Consider the following 16,035-nt stretch of genomic DNA (forward strand, 5'->3'; position numbering starts at 1 on the left):
ATATTGTCCGATTAACTGACAACCCTCGGGTGGTAAACTGCTGATATAATACTGCTTATCTATGCGAGTCTCTCCCTCTAAACTACTAATCTCACGCTCCACTTGAGAATTAAACTTCTCAAGCCTTGCCATTGACGATATTCCCCCTCCTCAAACACCTCTGAAGCCGGTAATGTGGTATAAGTCCTCTTTTCGATACGACCATGATCTTTCTGCAAGGTCTCATAACGATGACACCTGTATTGTCCTGTGAAGCCATCCTGAACATCCTCATACAAGTGTTTTTGGTTGCCTTTGAGGCTTAGAATGTAGTCGGCTTCCGATTGGATGATCTGCTCTGCAATGTTGGTTTGAGTCCCCATGGCATCTATGCTGACGACTGCTCCCGACAAATCAAGGCTATCCAAAACTTCCGGAATGGCTTGTAACTCATTGCGTTTCTCGGCAACAGTCTCTTGAGCAAGGCTTAAACCTACTTCATCAACCCAAGCTGAGAGAATATGCGTACTGCCGGTTTTCTTCTTCGAGCCTCTGAGGCGTTTGCCGTCAATGGCGATATGTTTACCTTCCAAGTCGCTAATCAGCTCTTTTCCATAAACTTCAAGACAAGCATAGAGAGACTGAGGCTCAATACGTTGGAGCACTCTTTCGAAAGTGTCTACGCTCGGACAACCATTAGGCAACTCAACCAGTGGATGAAGCGATTCTCCACGCTCTAAGCAAAGCTCATGCATGGACTCATAATCCTCGCCTCCACACAGATAACTCGCCAGTGCTATAACCAGAATATCGCTTAACTTATGCTTGCAACGACCCACTACACGTGGATCTTCTACCTTAGAAAAATAGCCTTGTACATCCATAACCCGAAGATAGCTCTATTTTGATGCGGGTGCCCTGTATCTCAGAGTGGAACGCTCATGAGCAATTTCGATTCCCTGAGAATGAATGATCTTGTTATATTTGCCACCGGTAAAGCTCAGGGCAGAAAGCCGAATGCATTTCCCGACTGTCTTTACCCGCTTAATACGAATACATTGGATAAACTGCTAATTGCTGCCCGACATGTACACCGAGTTCTCGCATCCCTTTCATCTGCCGATACGGCTGCTACAGTCGCACCCTCTTTGTCTATATCCCATCAACGCCATAGAAAATAAAGAGCATATATTCTACTTTTCCTAGGGGCGAAATACCTTTTCGGTAATCCTCGCAAGAGACCGGGCACCCACTGAGTTTGCTATTAAACTCGGTGGGTGCCTTTGTTTTATCACCTCCCAAATCGGCCTTTTTCAGTCTGCGATTTATATATAAATCATTTACGATCTATATATTTATTGAAATCGTTTTATATATAAATAGAAAACGATCTGTATATAAATTGAAAATGCTTTATATATAAATCGTTATACGAACACATCAAAATCGAAAATCGACCTGTGAAAGTCCGTTTTCTCATCTTTTTTGCCTCGCTTGCCTTTCTTTTTCGGGTGCTTATTTAGAATCATTCCAAACTCCGCTTCGTTGTTGAAAACTTTTTTGGGTGCATATTTTCCCGTGGCATGAATCTCTTTTCATCATACTCCGCATTCACGTTATGGAGCGTTTTTCGTTCTTATCCATCATACTTTCCAAGTATTCAGCCGATTGTCATGTATCACACCCTCAGAGCAATTCTCCGAAAAAGATGCCTCTCCGGTAAAAAATGACTAACTTGCCGCCCATTAGAACATAACAGGAAAAACTAACTTCAAAATCACAGTTACAATCCTATGGAATTACCTTTTTCAGAATCCTACCGCATTAAAATGGTAGAGCCTATCCGTAAGAGTACGCGTGAAGAGCGTGAACAATGGATCAAGGACGCTCATTACAATCTCTTCCTGCTCAAGAGCGACTATGTGTTTATCGATTTGCTTACCGACTCAGGTACAGGTGCTATGAGCGACCGCCAATGGTCTGCTATGATGCTCGGGGATGAGAGTTATGCCGGTGCACGTTCATACTATAATATGAAGAATGCCATTCACGACATTCTGGGCTTTAACTACTTTCTCCCCACGCACCAAGGTCGTGCTGCCGAAAATGTGCTTTTCTCCACCATCGTGAAAGAAGGTGATGTACTGCCCGGCAACTCTCACTTCGACACGACTAAAGGGCATATCGAATACCGTCGCGCTTTTGCCCCTGACTGCACCATCGACGAGGCTGCCGATACGCAGATCGAACTTCCCTTCAAGGGCAATATGGATCTGAACAAGTTAGAGAAAATACTGAAAGAGACTCCTAAGGAAAAGATCCCCTGCGTAGTGCTTACGATTACGAACAACACAGCCGGAGGACAGCCCGTTTCTATGAAGAATATCCGCGAAGTAAGCGAGCTGACGCACCGCTATGGTCTCCGTTTGCTGATCGACTCTGCACGCTTTGCTGAAAACGCCTACTTCATCAAGACGCGCGAAGCCGGTTATGAAAATAAGAGTATCAAGGAGATCGTGAAGGAAATCTACTCGTATGCCGATATGATGACCATGTCCAGCAAGAAAGACGCTATCGTAAATATGGGTGGTTTCGTGGCATTCAAGGATGAAGAGCTCTTCAAGCGTTGCCAGATGTTCTGTATCATGAACGAGGGCTTTATCACATACGGTGGCATGAGTGGTCGTGATATGAATGCTCTGGCACAAGGTCTGGACGAAGGTACCGACTTCGATACACTTGAGACCCGCATCAAACAGGTGGAATATCTGGGCAAAAAGTTGGATGAATATGGTATTCCCTATCAGCGTCCTGCCGGTGGCCATGCCATTTTCCTCGATGCTAAGAAGATCCTTACGAATGTGCCGAAAGAAGAGTTCATCGCTCAGACTCTGGGTATTGAGCTGTATCTGGAGGCCGGTATTCGTGGGGTTGAGATCGGTTCTATCCTTGCAGACCGTGATCCTGTGACAAAGGAGAACCGCTATCCGCGTCTCGAACTCCTGCGTCTGGCTATTCCGCGTCGTACCTACACGAACAACCACATGGACGTTATCGCTGCTGCGGTAAAGAATGTGTACGACCGTCGCGAGAGCATTACACGCGGCTATGTGATTACGTATGAAAATCCGATCATGCGTCACTTCACCGTTGAGCTGGAAAAAGCCAAGTAAGCGGTAAGGACTATACGTAGAAATCAACAAATAATTAAGAGGTGTGTCAAAATGAAAAGATTTGACACATCTCTTTTTCATACCAACAGTGAGCTTTAAGTCTCATGATAATGGAGGTTGGTTTTATCTTTTTATCTCAATAGATGATTTGTAATGCGTTAATTAATACATTTGTGGTATAGTATTCATTTTATAAAAAAACGAAATCGTATGGAAGACAAAGAGAGACAAGATCAAATAACCAAAATTGTATTGAGTAGAAGTGACAATGCGGCAGATTTCAGACGCGAAGGGCTGATACATTGGCGAAATATTGAAACTGTTTTAGAGTGGATTGATGCTGATCTGAAGCAAAAATCTGATAAGGAAAGGACGAGATTCAACCATGCTATATCTATAATTGGGGATAGAGGTAGTGGTAAGACTACTTTCCTTAGAACATTAAAAGGAGAGATATACAGAAAGAGAGAGAATCTTTATCCACTTGAAATAATCGACCCTACTCTCATAGAAGAGAAAGCTCATCCTTTTCTACTCGTTCTTTCCTTGATTAAGGATGCTTTTTACAATAGGGAGGAAAGTAGAGAATGTATAGATAGGTATAATTATATGAGGCAGCACTGGGAATCTCTTTTGGAAGAACTTGCTGCCGGACTTCCTTCGATAGAAAATCTATCGAATACTTTCCGAGAGGACCCCAGCTGGCAAGATCCCAATTTCATTATGAGAAAGGGCCTTAATGCTGTTAAGTCAGCCTGCTCTATTCAACAGAAATTCAGGGAATTGGTCAAGTGTACCTTGACGGTGTTAGAAAAAGATGCCTTTGTAATTTTTTTGGATGATATAGATATTGATTTCAAAAAAGGTTGGCCGGTACTCGAGATGATTCGGAAATATTTGGATATACCTGAGATTTTTACAATTATTAGTGGGGAGCTGCATTTATTCTCAAAAGCGGTTAGAAAGCAACAGTGGATGAACTTCGGAAAAGCTCTTCTAAAGAATGAAGTAGATAGATGGGATAAATCGGATCGCAGATCCGAACAAGAATATGAACGGCTTGTAACTAATATGGAGCAGCAATATATGAGGAAGGTTTTGCGTCCTGACCGGATGATTATATTGCCCTATCTTAGCGAATGGAATGATTGGAGTATCAATAAGTTGAATACTATACATGTTCAATTTGTAGAGCAAGATCTTCCTAAGCCAATCCTTGACTGCTATAATGAAATACTCGATCATTACGGGATATTTGATTTTCAACAAAAGAAAGTTTTTATTTCTAGTGTTTTATCCCTTACAATAAGGACTCAAATGCAATTTTTAAAAGGATATTATGAGACAAAAGATAAGTCTACAGCAAAGTTTATATTGGAAACATTTATGAACGAGTTTCTAAGTTCCGAGGTTGACGTTTTTTTTATGCGAAATCGATCTGATTATTTTGTTCCTGCTATCCTCGAATTTTTACTTAGAGAAGATATACTAAAAGATTTTTATCAATTGCGACCAATTACTGGAAGGAAAGAAATTGATATAATCTTATTCGCTTTTACACTCTCTTTCTCAAGAAGAGTCCCTAAAAAAAGAGAGATGATTTTTGATTATTGGATAAGGATCTGCTATCTTAGAAATCTTTTTCCATTAAAAAATTTCCCTAAGAGTAAAGATTGGAATGGGCTTACTTCAAATGCTTCAATGCATGCCATTGTGGGCTCAATAATTTCAAGAAATAGCTCTTCTCAAAAACTGGCTTTAGCATCTCTTAGAGTAAATGATGTAAGTTCTATGAAAGGATCGATTGATTTAAATCCTCGTTTGGCTGCTATTCCTTTTTCTCGAATTGTTTTTCAAGGGAAAGGTGCTTCTGTATACGTATGCTCTATTATGTTTATTATAGCAGTGATTTACGATGTCCTATTGAGTCGAAAAAAAGTAGATAGTGGGGATTATAATCAAGACGTTAAAAAAGAAAATGAAAATATAATAGCAAAAAAAATAAAGGACTATATAAAAATAAGGGAGTATGTAGATGATATGCCTATTGGGCAGGGGCAGCCTGATCAAACGGAACAATATGATGAAGAAGATGATTTTGATGAAGAGTTTTCTCTATTCAAAAGTGAACAACCTTCTTCGAATTTAGATGAAATATCCTTGATCGCCTGTCTATTAGAAGATTGGTGTGAGTCATCCTTTTTTAAACATATACCTCCTTATTTGCTGGGGAGGATGTTTACAAACTTCTCGTTTTCTGCAAAAAAAATAGTATCTCAATATCCTAAAAGTAATGTGGGGGATTTTTTACATAAAAAAATAATTGCTTTTATGAATTCCGTTTTATATGAAGAAGTCCGAGAAAGACTTGAAAATGTAAGTTTGTCTGAAAAACAGCCCTTGAGAGATTCTGCTGCTTTTAGAGATAATATTGTCGAATTAAAAAAATGTATTGTTTATGAAAATGAAAGCAATTTGCTCTTTTCAAAATGGATTTTATCTTGTCCCTTATTCCTTTGCTTCTTAAACATGAAAGATCCGTATTTGAAAAATGATTTGGATTATTTTAAGGGTTGTTTGGGTTTTGATGAAGACAAAATAAATGCACTTGAAAAAGTGAATCAATATGATTTTTTGAATAAGATCCAAGTGCTCCCACCACTTAATGCTAACGATAAAACATTTCGCAGAATAAAAAATATGAGAATTACTCCTGAATTATTTAAATATGCAATTTCCTATGATAAATCTAACGTAGGAGAAAAAAGACTTCATAATTCTGTTATGAAAAAATTGACTCGTAATTTCGGCAAAGATTCTTTGTCAGAATTGAAATTAAAAGATTTTCATGTTTATTATTCTGTTTTTTGCGATAAAATTGAAGGTTAAATGGAGATTATAAGAGGACTTTTTCAAGATATAGAATCTTTGCATGATTACCTTTTGGGCCTATCAGAAGAAATTGCAATTGATGTTTTGGAAAGGAGGCTCAGATTAATTGAGAGAGAAAGAAGGAAGGAATTGTCAGATCATTATTATATATTTCAAACAAAAAGAGAAATAGAACAAATAAAAAATGAGAGTCGAAATATAGGAGAATTTATTTTGAAAAGTGTTTCTGCGCTGGCAATGGAATATTTAGAAGAACGAAGAGGTGTTATATTTGTACGGCAGGAAAAATTTCTTGAATGGCAAGAATTAGTTTGCTATTTTTCTCCTTTGTTCCTTATGGCTACTTTTATATACAAAAAATATGGCCCTTGTATAGATTCAAATCTGGAGTCCTATATAGCGAGATATATTGCTCCTAATGTGATTTTTTCAGCTCTCCCTTCTGCTTATATACCAGAACTAAATCACCTTTTGAAAGAAAAGGAAGGATTTTATGATCTGCATATTCACTTGAATGGAACCATGGAGAGTGACTGGGTGTGGGCTGATATGATTACTAACCCCTCTGATTCTCTGAAAGAAGTACATAGGAATTTTACCAGCGATGAGTTAGTAAAGGAACATTTTGCTCAGATTGACCCCAGAATGAATCCTACAGAGCTTTATTCTGTATTAGAAAAGGCACAGAAATATCGAAAAGAATTTATTTCTCATTTTATGATGGACGATTTCGATAAATTGCCTTTGGATTTGAGGAAAATAATATTAGAAGAAAAACCTAGTTTGGTGTTGGAAATGTTGATCTATATAAAATTCTTCAGCTATATTGGAAGTGATTCTTCTCCAATGCCTCTAAGTTCTCTTAGTGTTGGAAAATTTCATTTCTATCTTTTGGCGAAGGGGTTGGTGAATATGCTTCTTGTCCACCAACCTTCCCAGTTTGGATTTCGTCAATTCCAAAAAATCACAAGTAATGATCTTAGATGGTATAGTGAAAAATCATTCAATCGTCGTTTTTTTCAGCTTTCAGGTAATTCTTTGCAGAATATATCTGTTCTTGAAGGAAGATTTTCTCCTAAAAAGACAGAAGCGGATACTATTCGTCTTATTCAAAACATTAATAAGGGATGGAAGGGTTTTATAGAAGAGTGGAGCAGAAAAAATAAGGACTCAAATAAAAAGCCCAAATTGTACTTAGTGGCACATTTTATTAAGAAACAAGAGAAAATAAAAGAAGATCGATATCGTTATGAAACACTGAGGTCCGAATTGTCTACTATTGCCGATTCTCTTTGTAGAATGAAGAAAAATCAAAATCCATGCATAAACGATGTCGTTGGAATAGATGCAGCTGCCAGTGAATTTGATACTCCACCGGAAGTGTTTGCTCCAATATATCATCAGTTAAGAGGTAATGGATTCAATCATTTTACCTATCATGCAGGAGAGGATTTTATTCATATAGTATCTGGTTTGAGAGCTATATTCGAAGCTATCTATTTTTTGGGATTGGAACGTGGAGATAGGATCGGACACTGTGCCGCTTCCGGTTCTGATGCTGCCTTATGGCTTAAAAGATTGAGGGGAGAGATTTATATTTCCCAGGGTGATTATCTAAGCGATTGCCTTTTCGTTTATTACTTGATTACTCAGCAGAAAGATCCTATTAAGGAATTATATTATTTAATACCAAATTTGACTCTTCGTATTGAGGAACTTTCGGAGAATATATATAATGAAATTTATACAGTCGATAGTCTTGTAAAAGCATGGATTTGTCGTAGATGGTGTCCGAAAATTGTTAATAAGATTGTCTGTGAAAATAAAGACCTTTTCGATGATGAGACTCAAGGAATAAAAAAAGAATTGGATAAGTTACCTGTAAGTGTTCGCAAAATACTAAATTTATACAATGCAAATAATCAAAATAGTATACCTCATTATAATGATATAATTTCTATTGATCCTGCTGAATTATTTGATGATAAAGTTATAACAGCACTGCAAAAAGAAATTTTAAGATATATGCATAGAAAAGAAATTGTCATAGAGACATTACCGACAAGTAATTTAAGAATAGGATTTTATGATGATTTTTCTTCTTCACATCTATGGAATTGGCTAAAATGGAAATCGGAGGGATGTCCAATCCCTCCGATTGTAGTTGGCACTGATGATGCCGGTATTTTTGCGACCAACATTTATAACGAATATGCTAGTATTTATTGTTATTTAGTACATAAGAAAAGTGTATCTCATAAGGATGCCATGAGGTTGCTCCGAGAATTTGATGAGAATGCAGCTATTTATCATTTCCACTGATAATATCCGAACGATATAGCCAATCTCCGATCTACCGCCAGGGCAACCGCATCAAACTGTAAGTGCCTGATTATCAACCATAGTTTTGAATGCATTCTTTATCTTTGAGTATAATCTCCAAAATGCAATCACTTGAAAATTAGCAACTTGTATTTTCTCGAAATTTTTGATGCGGTTGCCCTGATCTACCGCAACTATCTGTCGGAAAAACCACTACCTTTGTAACCATTCCTATTTAACTACGTAGTAATACAAGCAGCAAATCGCGTGTGATGGAAAAGGTTATCCGTAGAGCTCTCATATCGGTCTATCATAAAGATGGTTTGGCCGAAATATTGGCCGAATTGAACAGACAAGGAGTGGAGTTCGTATCCACAGGAGGCACTCATGAATTTATCACTTCACTCGGTTATCCGTGTCGGGCTGTAGATGACCTGACGCACTATCCTTCGATGCTTGGTGGACGGGTGAAGACATTGCATCCGATGATTTTTGGCGGTATTTTGGCACGTCGTGGTCATGAAACCGATCTGCGCGAAGTAGGAGAATACGGATTGTCCCTTATCGACCTGGTGATTGTGGATCTATATCCATTCGAGGCCACCGTGGCATCGGGAGCATCGGAAGCAGATATCATAGAGAAGATAGATATAGGCGGTATCTCTCTCATTCGAGGAGCAGCCAAGAACTTCGAAGATGTCGTTATCATCTCGTCACGGGCTCAGTATGGCGGATTTTACAGACTGCTGAAAGAGCGGGGAGCCAAAACTACCATAGCCGAGCGCAGGCACTATGCCCGTGAGGCTTTTGCAGTGAGTTCGGCATACGACAGTGCTATCTTCCGTTACTTCGATGATGGAGAGCAGACGGCTTTCCGTATGTCGGCAGATAGCCCGAAAGTGCTTCGCTATGGGGAGAATCCTCATCAGCGAGGATTCTTTTTCGGCAACTTCGACCGCTATTTCGATAAGCTCCAAGGGAAAGAAATCTCCTACAACAATTTGCAGGACATCGAAGCTGCGGTATCGCTTATCAGTGAGTTTTCCGCCCCCACCTTTGCAATCCTCAAGCATACGAATGCCTGCGGCATAGCTTCGCGCGGTACGCTGATCGAAGCATGGCAGGCTGCTCTGGCAGGTGACCCCGTATCGGCTTTTGGCGGCATACTGGTGACGAATACTCCTATTGATAAGGAAACGGCTCAAGAGATCGACAAGATTTTCTTCGAGGTGATCATTGCTCCCGATTATGACAATGCCGCCATGGAATATCTGACACGAAAGACGAACAGGATCATCCTCTTACAGAAAGAACCTGTACGTGAGCAGTGGCAGTTCCGTTCCATGTTTGGCGGTGTGCTCATGCAGCAAACGGATAGTGTGACAGCGAAGGCTACGGACTTTAAGCCTGTAACACCGGTGGTGCCTACGGCAGACGAAACGGACGACCTCATCTTTGCCAATAAGGTGGTAAAGCATAGCAAGAGCAATGCTATTACTTTGGTAAAGGATAGCCAACTTTGTGCCAGTGGAGTGGGGCAAACTTCCAGAGTCGATGCTCTACGACAGGCCATAGAGAAAGCGCGGAGCTTCGGCTTCGACCTGAATGGGGCTGTCATGGCCAGCGATGCTTTCTTCCCCTTTGCCGATTGTGTGGAGATAGCTGCCGAAGCAGGTATTCGCGCTATCATCCAGCCCGGAGGTTCCATCAAGGACAACCTGAGCATCGAAGAGGCTACCAAGAGGGGCATTGCCATGGTGATGACGGGAGTAAGACATTTCAAACATTAACAAAAACATAGAAAATAGGCCTGTAGCAAAAGAATGGTCGGATATAGCACTCCCGTACCGTCACCAGCACAGGAAATACTTTTCTACAGATACAGAACAAGATGGGATTATTTTCTTTTCGACAGGAATTGGCCATTGACTTAGGTACGGCTAATACGATAATAATCAAAGATGGTAAGGTCGTCTTGGATGAGCCTTCCGTGGTAGCATTCGATCGCCGCACAGATGAAGTGATAGCGGTAGGGACAGCTGCTCGTGAGATGTACGAGAAAGGACACCAGCATATCAGGACGGTACGCCCTTTGCGAGACGGTGTGATAGCCGACTTCAAAGCTGCCGAGCAGATGATAAGCGGTATGATCCGTATGATCGGTAAGAAGCATCGTTGGATCCATCCATCGCTCCGCATGGTGATCGGCATCCCTTCGGGCAGTACGGAAGTCGAGATGCGTGCCGTACGCGACTCCAGCGAGCATGCCGGTGGGCGTGATGTATATATGATATACGAGCCTATGGCTGCTGCCGTTGGTATCGGTATCGATGTGCTGGCTCCGGAGGGGAATATGATCGTAGATATAGGTGGTGGTACCACAGAGATCGCCGTCATTTCACTCGGCGGTATCGTCATGGACCAGTCCATCCGTGTAGCCGGCGATGAACTGACCAATGATATTATGGACTATATGCGCCGCGAACACAATGTGAAGATCGGGGAGCGTACAGCCGAGCAGATCAAAATCAATGTAGGTGCTGCTTCGGAAGACTTGGCTTCACCGCCTGAGACCTACCTCGTCTGCGGTGCCGACCAGATGGATACCCTGCCGCGGAAGATACCCGTAAGTTATAAGGAGGTGGCACACTGTCTGGAGAAGTCCATCGTGAAGATCGAAGCTGCCATCCTCAAAGCATTGGAGGAAACTCCTCCCGAACTCTATGCCGACATCGTGAGGAACGGTGTATTCCTGACCGGTGGAGGAGCTATGCTGCGCGGCTTGGATAAGCGTCTGACCGATCGTTTCGGTATCACTTTCCAGGTAGCCGATGAACCTCTGTTGGCCGTAGCCAAGGGTACGGGGATTGCACTCAAATATGTGGACACATTCAATTTCCTGATCCGATAGAGATAATCCGAAAAACCTTCTTCCTGCATGCTCTAACATGCGTAAGCTCATTGAGTTTATAGTACGTCATCGGCATTGGCTACTGTTTCTTTTTCTGGAGACAGTAGCCTTTGTCGTACTCTTTAACGACAGCATCTACCATCGGGCACAAGGAATGGCGATAGCCAATGCCCTGACGGGGCGTATCAATAGCCTGACGGGCGAAGTGCGCAGTTATATGAATCTGCGCGAGAAAAACCGCATGCTTCTCGATGCCAATGCACGATTGGAGTTGGAGTATATTTCGCTCAAGAGAGCCGTTGATGCTGCGATAGCCGATTCTGTACACCCCCTGCTTTTTCGGCCGGATTCCCTCAATCCCCAACCGGTGGAGATGGACTACCTGAGAGCACAGGTGGTCAATGCCTCCTATAACAGGGTGGAGAATTTCATGACGATAGATAAGGGACGAGCCGATGGTGTACTGCCGGAGATGGGGGTCGTGTCAGCTACGGGGGTAGTCGGTGCCGTAACGGCTGCTTCAGACCATTATGCTATTGTGATCCCGATCATCAACCCGAAGTTCAAACTCAGTTGCCGACTCAAGGGAAGCGAATACGTAGGTTCCATTTTATGGGAGAAGCCCGGGAGCAATGTAGCCCAGCTGACTGATCTGCCCCGTCATGTGCAGCTAGCACAGGGCGATACGGTAGTAACGAGCGGGTATTCGTCCATCTTCCCTGCCAACCTGATGGTCGGGCGTGTAGGCAAGATAAAGGGCAAGGATACGCCTTTGGCCGAGAGGAACTCGTTCAGTGCCGTGCCGGTGATCCTGTCTGCCGACTTCGGCAGGCTGACGGATGTGTATGTGATCCTGAATAAGATCGACATAGAGAGACAGAAACTGGAGGAGGAAAACGACATACCCAAAACGGAGGCTTACTGATGATTCGCGAGATAAGGTTTTTCTCGGCAGCCGTGCTGCTCGTTCTGCTACAGGTATGGGTGTTCAACTACATATTTCTGTTCAAAGTAGCCACCCCTTTCGTCTATATATATGCTCTGCTGCTGCTGCCGCTGAACATGTCGGTTTCCGCTCTTCTGTGGCGAGCATTCATAATAGGTATGCTCCTTGATATTCTTAGCGGAGTACCCGGGCTGCATGCCGCATCATTGACGGCTACGGCTTTCGCCCGCAACGGACTGGCACGTCCTTTCTTGGACAAGGATTCGGACTTGGGGTATCCACCGTCGGCACGGAATCTGAAAGTCGGTGTATATGTGTTCGTGCTGGAGCTTACCGTCATACATCATCTGCTCCTTTTCATTCTGGATTCGTGGAGCCTGCTGAGTGTGCCGTATATGCTGCTTCGTACAGGGGCAAGCATCCTGCTGACTTATTTGCTATTGCTTATTATGAATTCGCTTTTTGGCAAGAGACTCAAAATGCCAGAAAATGAGTAAACGGCGGAAAGATCCCAACGAAAAACATCGTTTCCTACTGGTGATAACCACGATCTGTGTGGTGTTCATTTATGCGATACGCCTGTTCTATCTGCAGATCCTGAGTCCGAACTATAAGGCTCGCGCGGATAGCAATGCTTTCTATCAGAAGCCTGTATATCCTTCGCGAGGGGTGATATACGACCGCAACGGAGAGCTGCTCGTTTATAACGAACCGGCCTACGACCTCGTAGCCGTGACGAAAGAGGTGGGCGAATTCGATACCCTTGCTCTGTGTCAGACCTTGAATGTGGAGCCGGAGTATGTGCACAAGCGTTTTCAGGACATAAGGGATCGTCGTATCAATCCCGGCTACTCGCCTTATGTGCCCCAACTCCTGCTGGCTCAACTGAACCCTCGCGAAGCAGGACGTTTTCAGGAGCAGTTGTTCAAATTCCCGGGCTTTTCCATTCGTCCCCGTGCCATCCGTCAATATAAGTATCATGGAGCCGCACATGTGCTGGGCTATCTATCCGAAGCGAACACGCGGGACTTGGAGCGCGACAGCTCGCTTATTGCCGGCGACTATGTGGGCAGAAGCGGTGTGGAGCGTCAGTACGAGAAAACGCTCCGAGGAGAAAAAGGGATAGAAGTCCTGCTTCGTGATGCTCGCGGTCGTATCAAAGGACACTATTCCGATGGCAAATACGATTCGCCGGCCATCCCCGGGCGCGATCTGACCCTCTCGATCGACAGCAAGCTACAGACGCTGGGCGAACAGCTGATGCAGGGGAAGCGTGGGGCTATAGTGATGATCGAGCCGGAGACGGGGGAAGTACTCTGTCTCGTCTCTTCACCCTCTTACGACCCCTCGCTTCTTGCCGGTAAGGACAGGGGGAAAAATCATTTGGAGATGGAGCATGACCGGAACAAGCCCCTGTATGCCCGAGCCATTCAGGCCACCTATCCCCCGGGATCCACCTTCAAGCCGGCACAAGGGGCTATCTTCCTGCAGGAAGGGGTGATCAGGCCTACGGATGCCTTTAGCTGTTATCATGGCTTCCCTCCCTTGAACAACAGGCCGGCCTGTCATAGCCACGGCTCTCCACTCAGTCTGGTGCCGGCACTGGCTACCAGCTGCAATGCTTTCTTCTGCTGGGGGCTTCGTGCCATGCTGGACAGCAGGCGATTCTATCCTTCCGTTCAGGAGGCATTCGAGCATTGGAAGAACAGAATCGTCGGACTGGGGTTCGGCTACAGGCTTGGACTGGATCTGCCCGGGGAGAGGCGAGGCTATATCCCCAACAGCAAGGTGTACGACAAGGCTTATAGGGGGCGATGGAATTCCTCCACCATTATTTCCATCTCGATCGGTCAGGGTGAAATCTTGGCCACTCCGCTCCAAATAGCCAATCTGGGTGCCATCATTGCCAACAGAGGACGCTATCGCCGTCCGCATGTGGTGAAAGCCATTCAGGGGATCCCTCTCGATACGGCTTATACGAACTGGCAGAACAGCGGCATCAGTGCGGCGAATATGGAGTATATAGTAGAGGGAATGGCAAGAGCCGTAACGGGCGGAACCTGCCATGCGGCCAACTTCGCCCCAGGGGAAATAGAGGTATGCGGCAAGACGGGTACGGCCGAGAATCCTCATGGTAAAGACCATTCGGCTTTCCTTGGCTTTGCCCCTCGCAATAATCCGAAGGTGGTCGTATCCGTCTATGTAGAGAACGGCGGTTTCGGGGCCATGTACGGAGTTCCCATTGGACGGGTAATGATGGAGTATTATCTCCGCGAGGGCAATCTGTCTCCGGAGGGCGAAGCCGTAGCCACGAAGATGTCCAACACTGCAATTCACTACAGCAATGTCTTTTAAGAGAGACCGAGGCAATTATAAGGAACGGATCGATTGGTTTACCATCATTCTGTATCTGCTGCTCGTCGTGGCCGGTTGGTTTGCCGTCTGCGGAGCCAGCTACGACTTCGACATATCCCATCTTTTCGCCATGGGCGGTCGTCCGATGATGCAGCTCCTGTGGATCGGTCTTGCAGTGGTCATAGGCTTTATGGTTCTGCTCATGGAGACGGATATTTTCGAGTCGTTGGCTCCCGTCTTCTATGCCGCTATGCTGGGGCTTTTGGCTCTGACCATACTGATAGCACCGGATATAAAAGGCTCGCATTCGTGGCTGGTGATAGGGCCGTTGCGACTCCAACCGGCCGAATTTGCCAAGGTGACCACAGCCCTCTTCCTGGCGTGGAAGCTGAATCAGAACGACTTCGTCCTGCGAGGGATGAAAGCCTATGCCTACACTTTTGCCATTATCCTCATCCCCGTACTGCTTATCCTGATGCAGAACGAAACGGGGTCTGCCCTCGTCTATATAGCTTTTTTCCTTGCCCTCTATCGTGAGGGAATGTCCGGCGTATTCATCGGTATTGCCTTCTGTGCCGTCCTCTTTTTCGTCACGGCTTTGAAGCTGCAGGGCGATGTATGGTGGGGACATACGGATGCCGCCGAATGGTCTGTGGTCTCGATGGCTTTTGTGATAGGAGTCTTCCTCGTGCGGATCTATACCAAGGAGCGAGGACGCTTCTATGCCGTGGCGGCAGGGCTTACTGCTGCCACCTATGTCGTAGCCATAGTGCTGTCGTACTTCGTGTCGGTGGATTTTGTCCTCGTGGCATACGGCCTTTTGGCTGCATTGGTCGTATGGGCTTTGGCAATGGCCATCAAGCGGTATGTGCTGTCGTATGCGCTGATAGCCGTTTTCGCCCTGTGTTCGGTGGGCTACTTCTATTCGGTGGACTATGTGTTCAACAAAGTGATGCAGCCCCACCAGCAGATGCGTATCAGGGTTGCCTTGGGAATAGAGGACGATTTGCGGGGAGGAGGATACAATGTAGACCAGTCCAAGATCGCCATCGGCTCGGGCGGATTTATGGGCAAGGGGTTCCTGAAAGGGACGCAGACCAAACTGAAATATGTGCCCGAGCAGGATACCGACTTTATCTTTTGTACCGTGGGCGAGGAGCAGGGCTTCTTAGGCTCCGTGCTGCTGCTGATCGGCTATGCCACGCTGATCATACGGATCGTTGTACTGGCGGAGCGTCAGACCAAAGTCTTCTCGCGAGTCTATGGCCATAGTGTGGCGGCCATATTGCTCTTCCACCTCTCTATCAATGTCGGGATGGTGATCGGCCTCGTGCCCGTTATCGGTATTCCCCTTCCCTTTTTCAGCTATGGGGGGTCTTCTCTTTGGGGCTTTACCCTGCTGATCTTTATCTTTCTCCGGCTCGATGCCGACCGGGACTGCCGGTAGGAGGAGCCTA

9 protein-coding genes and 1 pseudogene are annotated in these 16,035 nt (G+C 44.6%); 9 read left to right on the top strand and 1 reads right to left on the bottom strand.

Features of this window, described 5'->3' with window-relative positions:
• Positions 1–863 (bottom strand): annotated as a pseudogene (locus tag HQ50_RS04780) (ISAs1 family transposase); the annotation flags it as partial.
• Between the two features lie 909 nt (positions 864–1,772).
• On the opposite strand from HQ50_RS04780, the gene HQ50_RS04785 reads away from it, so the two are divergent.
• From HQ50_RS04785 to rodA, 9 genes are all read left to right on the top strand, one after another.
• Positions 1,773–3,152, top strand: coding sequence for a tryptophanase (locus HQ50_RS04785; RefSeq protein ID WP_026292286.1), 1,380 nt, complete (start codon positions 1,773–1,775; stop codon positions 3,150–3,152).
• A gap of 210 nt (positions 3,153–3,362) precedes the next feature.
• Entirely contained in the window at positions 3,363–6,041 is a 2,679-nt protein-coding gene (locus HQ50_RS04790) for a hypothetical protein (protein WP_039428726.1), read from the top strand.
• Complete coding sequence (locus tag HQ50_RS04795) at positions 6,042–8,366, top strand: hypothetical protein (protein ID WP_039428729.1); 2,325 nt, start codon at positions 6,042–6,044, stop codon at positions 8,364–8,366.
• 272 nt (positions 8,367–8,638) lie between these two features.
• Entirely contained in the window at positions 8,639–10,156 is a 1,518-nt protein-coding gene (gene purH, locus HQ50_RS04800; RefSeq protein ID WP_039428732.1) for a bifunctional phosphoribosylaminoimidazolecarboxamide formyltransferase/IMP cyclohydrolase, read from the top strand.
• A 101-nt stretch (positions 10,157–10,257) separates the two neighbouring features.
• Complete coding sequence (locus HQ50_RS04805) at positions 10,258–11,277, top strand: rod shape-determining protein (protein WP_018965535.1); 1,020 nt, start codon at positions 10,258–10,260, stop codon at positions 11,275–11,277.
• A 37-nt stretch (positions 11,278–11,314) separates the two neighbouring features.
• Positions 11,315–12,202 carry a rod shape-determining protein MreC gene (gene mreC, locus HQ50_RS04810; RefSeq protein ID WP_039418571.1) on the top strand — a complete coding sequence of 296 codons (888 nt, stop codon included), beginning with the start codon at positions 11,315–11,317 and terminating at the stop codon, positions 12,200–12,202.
• Positions 12,202–12,720, top strand: a complete 519-nt coding sequence (gene mreD, locus HQ50_RS04815; protein ID WP_039428734.1) for a rod shape-determining protein MreD — start codon at positions 12,202–12,204, stop codon at positions 12,718–12,720. Before mreC ends, mreD begins: the two co-directional genes overlap by 1 nt.
• Positions 12,713–14,578 (top strand): penicillin-binding protein 2, encoded by a 1,866-nt coding sequence (gene mrdA / locus HQ50_RS04820; protein ID WP_018965538.1) that lies wholly within the window; start codon positions 12,713–12,715, stop codon positions 14,576–14,578. The genes mreD and mrdA overlap by 8 nt, the downstream gene beginning before the upstream one ends.
• Positions 14,568–16,025 (top strand): rod shape-determining protein RodA, encoded by a 1,458-nt coding sequence (gene rodA, locus HQ50_RS04825; RefSeq protein WP_039428737.1) that lies wholly within the window; start codon positions 14,568–14,570, stop codon positions 16,023–16,025. The genes mrdA and rodA overlap by 11 nt, the downstream gene beginning before the upstream one ends.
• Positions 16,026–16,035: the final 10 nt, after the last annotated feature.

The organism is Porphyromonas sp. COT-052 OH4946, assembly GCF_000765965.1.
GTDB lineage: Bacteria > Bacteroidota > Bacteroidia > Bacteroidales > Porphyromonadaceae > Porphyromonas > Porphyromonas gulae.

Coding starts and splice junctions, on each gene's coding strand:
- HQ50_RS04785 (WP_026292286.1), top strand. CDS start 1,773: ATGGAATTACCTTTTTCAGAATCCTACCGCATTAAAATGGTAGAGCCT.
- HQ50_RS04790 (WP_039428726.1), top strand. CDS start 3,363: ATGGAAGACAAAGAGAGACAAGATCAAATAACCAAAATTGTATTGAGT.
- HQ50_RS04795 (WP_039428729.1), top strand. CDS start 6,042: ATGGAGATTATAAGAGGACTTTTTCAAGATATAGAATCTTTGCATGAT.
- purH (WP_039428732.1), top strand. CDS start 8,639: ATGGAAAAGGTTATCCGTAGAGCTCTCATATCGGTCTATCATAAAGAT.
- HQ50_RS04805 (WP_018965535.1), top strand. CDS start 10,258: ATGGGATTATTTTCTTTTCGACAGGAATTGGCCATTGACTTAGGTACG.
- mreC (WP_039418571.1), top strand. CDS start 11,315: ATGCGTAAGCTCATTGAGTTTATAGTACGTCATCGGCATTGGCTACTG.
- mreD (WP_039428734.1), top strand. CDS start 12,202: ATGATTCGCGAGATAAGGTTTTTCTCGGCAGCCGTGCTGCTCGTTCTG.
- mrdA (WP_018965538.1), top strand. CDS start 12,713: ATGAGTAAACGGCGGAAAGATCCCAACGAAAAACATCGTTTCCTACTG.
- rodA (WP_039428737.1), top strand. CDS start 14,568: ATGTCTTTTAAGAGAGACCGAGGCAATTATAAGGAACGGATCGATTGG.